Annotated in this window: 1 protein-coding gene; it reads right to left on the reverse strand. The window is 47.9% G+C overall.

Going from position 1 to position 2776, the window contains the following annotated elements; translation table 11 throughout:
• Positions 1–150: 150 nt before the first annotated feature.
• The gene (gene ltrA / locus HMPREF1986_RS03900) at positions 151–2040 is read right to left on the reverse strand and encodes a group II intron reverse transcriptase/maturase (protein WP_021773470.1); all 1890 of its coding nucleotides are present in this window, start codon (positions 2038–2040) and stop codon (positions 151–153) included.
• Positions 2041–2776 lie beyond the last annotated feature (736 nt).

Consider the following 2776-nt stretch of genomic DNA (forward strand, 5'->3'; position numbering starts at 1 on the left):
CCGGATAGCGATAGGTAAGGCTTTGATGCGGTCTCTGCCTTTTCCCCCGCTCCACACCGTGCGTGCGGCTTTCACCGCACACGGCGTTCCATCGAATTCAGCCGTCCAGGGCTTTTAAACACAACTTACACACTTCGTCACAGCGTAAATTCAAAGAATGATTGGCGGCATTTCTGCCTTGATGCGAAGTTTGTTAAGCTTTTCCAGTTGGGATTTATCCAATTTCAGTTCGTCCAGATATTTCTGAATTGTGGTTTTAGAAGAAGCATGGATTAAAACATGAACGGCTTTTGAGACCAATACAAGATTTGTGTATTCATCCGTTCCGCCTTTGCTTAATGGCACTTTATGGTGACAATGGACATCATGGACAGACATTTCCTGTCCTGTGACCGCACATTTCCCATACTGTGCCGCATACAGCGAAATCCGATTATCCGCATACTCGATCGACCTGCCCTGCACGGGATTTCTCATCAGCCACAGCATCGCTTCCGTATTGATCTCCAGATTCTTATGAATCAGAGCCCGTCCTTCTGCCGTATACTTATTGACTGACTTCCGTTTGTGCTGAGCATTTTTCGGCTGAACGTATCCGATTGGTACAATCGGGCGTTCATGCAGATATCTCATCTGCCTGCTCTTTCCATACTTCTCTTTGATGAAACCGTTTCTCAGATTTCCATTGCGGGACAGATCACCTTTCAGCCTGTTCCTGAGCTGTTTGTTGATACTGAAGGCAAGCTTTCCGAAGTCCGCTGTTACTTCCGTCGCAATGCAGTAGTAATCATGCAATCCCGAAACAACGGAATTGTATTTCATAAGCTGCATGAACTGCGCCGTATCGTCCGGCGAATGCGCCAGAGTCTTTACTTCCTCCGTCAGCTTTTCATGTGCCTTTTTGTATGCTTTGTCGCTCAGGTGAGACCTTACGGCATACTTCTTTTCCTTTTTCCGGACTTTCAGCTTAAAACCAAGGAATTCCGAATACTGCCGTTTCAGATTGACCACCTTTGACTTTTCCGGACTTATTTCCAGACCGAGACGGTCTTTCAGCCACATTTCTGTCGCCTTATAAGTCCTGACCGCATCTTCATGTGAAGAGCAGAAGATTTTGAAGTCATCGGCATATCTCACCGCATGCATCTCTTTTAATCTGCTTCTGCGCAGAGCCCTGTAAGCATGGCTTTTGATTTCTGTCCCTTTCGCATTCTGCCTCGTTTTGAATTGTGTCTTCGTAGGCATCTGCTCCCATTGGGAAGCAATCCACCAGTCCAACTCATTCAGAACGATATTTGCAAGAAGCGGCGACAGGATACCTCCTTGCGGCGTCCCTTTCGTCGGGAACGTCTTTTCTCCGTTCGGAAGTATGACCGGCGCTTTCAGCATCTCTTTGATAATGCACAGCAGTTTCTTGTCCCTGATCCCTAACGCCCATATCTGCCGTATCAGCTTTGTGTGGTTGATGTTGTCGAAAAACCCTTTGATATCAAGGTCTACGACATGGTACATATGCTGTACCTGTATCAGCCGCATGCACTGCGCGATAGCAGTCTCAGCAGAGCGGTTCGGACGAAAGCCGTTCGAGTTCTCGCTGAATTTCGCTTCGCAGATCGGCTCCATGACCTGCAAGATACATTGCTGTACAATTCGGTCACGGATGGTCGGAATCCCCAGAGGTCTGGTCTTTCCGTTGGGTTTCGGTATCTCCACGCGCTTTACCGGGCGCGGGTGATAATTGCTGAACTGCTTTCTGATGAGGCGGACGTATTCTTCCTCACTGAGTTTCGCAAGGTCGGCTATCGTCCGTTTATCCACTCCTGCGGTATCACTGCCGGTATTCTTCTTGATTGTCCTGTATGCAAGCTTGATATTTTCCTCGCTCTCAATGATTTCCATGAGATGATTGAATACCGTGCCTTTCAGGCTTTCTGCATACAGGCTGTCAAAAATCCCCTGCATGTCGTAATACTCAGAATTGCGGATTTTCCTCTGTTTTGGTTTCCTTTCCTGCTGCTTCGAAGTGGGCACAGGCACCATCCCCTTTCGGTTCAGATTTTCTTTGTCATACTCGAAGCTGTGTTTGTTGTGTTTTCATTATTCAAACTGAATTCGACTTGTGGCCGTCCCTCCACCGCTTACTTATTCACGGCTTCATCGGTACCACGCCACTACTCTCACTGAGATAAAGAATGGTTATTGCCCTCTCGCGAAGGTATTCCCATCCACCGCATCAATGACCTGCAACAGCCTCTTCGTCCTCAGTTTTCCACGTTCCGATATTCCTATCATTGGATATCTTTAGGTCCTTCCTCTAAGCCTGCATTCGGTCATGCATAACCGCACCGCCTGTAACGATGCACGGACTTTCATAACAACCAATCTTACTTATCCGCGAATGCCGCCATTTAAGGCGTACTGCCTTTCGACAGTATCAACGTTTAGACTCGTACATTCAGAAGTTCGTCAGTATCTTCATACATTCTGACCATGGATATCCGACCCCCGGCATATAGACCGCACCATCCACCGCTGGACAGCTTTCGTGTCTGGTCTGAAAACCAGTCTTACGGCGGTTCTCTGCCGACTTCACCGAGCTCTATAACCTTTTAGGGAAAGCAGTTGCATGCTTTCCGCTATTCGGAGTATCAGGGAGGGCGCTTCGGGGCGTTACTCCCTCATTTCACCCATCGGAATATCAGTTCTCCAAGATTTTCGGGGAAATCCCCTTCGACCTTGTGCATAAGCTTTTCACTTACGAACGTGTCGCACGGTT

The sequence above is a fragment of the Oribacterium sp. oral taxon 078 str. F0263 genome (genome assembly GCF_000469565.1).
In the GTDB taxonomy this organism is placed as follows: domain Bacteria; phylum Bacillota; class Clostridia; order Lachnospirales; family Lachnospiraceae; genus Oribacterium.